Source organism: Pseudomonas sp. EA_65y_Pfl1_P113 (assembly GCF_963970525.1).
GTDB classification, from domain to species: Bacteria; Pseudomonadota; Gammaproteobacteria; order Pseudomonadales; family Pseudomonadaceae; genus Aquipseudomonas; species Aquipseudomonas tritici.
The window spans coordinates 1-438 of sequence record NZ_CAXAQM010000651.1; the positions used below are offsets into that span (position 1 = coordinate 1).

The following is a 438-nucleotide window of genomic DNA, read 5'->3' on the forward strand; positions in this document are numbered from 1 at the left end:
GCCACGCCGCGGGTGATCTTGCGCGTCACGAAGGTCTCGCCGCGGATTGGGCTCTCATGGTTGAACAGGATGCCGTTCGAGGCAAACATGCCGTAGGCTTCGCGGTAGTTCACCGTGATCCAGTAGCCGTAGAGCTTGGCGACGCCGTAGGGCGAGCGCGGATAGAACGGGGTGGTCTCCTTCTGCGGAATCTCCTGCACGAGGCCGTAGAGTTCGGAGGTCGAGGCCTGGTAGAACCGTGTCTCCTTCTCCATGCCGAGGATGCGGATCGCCTCCAGCAGTCGCAGCACGCCGATCGCATCGGCATTGGCGGTGTATTCCGGGCTCTCGAAGGAGACCGCCACATGGCTCTGGGCGGCGAGATTGTAGATCTCGGTGCGACGGATCTGCTGCACGAGACGGATCAGGTTGGTGGAGTCCGTCATGTCGCCGTAATGC

Annotated in this window: 1 protein-coding gene; it reads right to left on the reverse strand. The window is 62.3% G+C overall.

Annotated features, from left to right (window positions below):
* Nucleotides 1-438, reverse strand: a 438-nt coding sequence (locus tag AACY52_RS31555) for a GDP-mannose 4,6-dehydratase (protein WP_339561587.1), incomplete at both ends; no start/stop codon positions are given.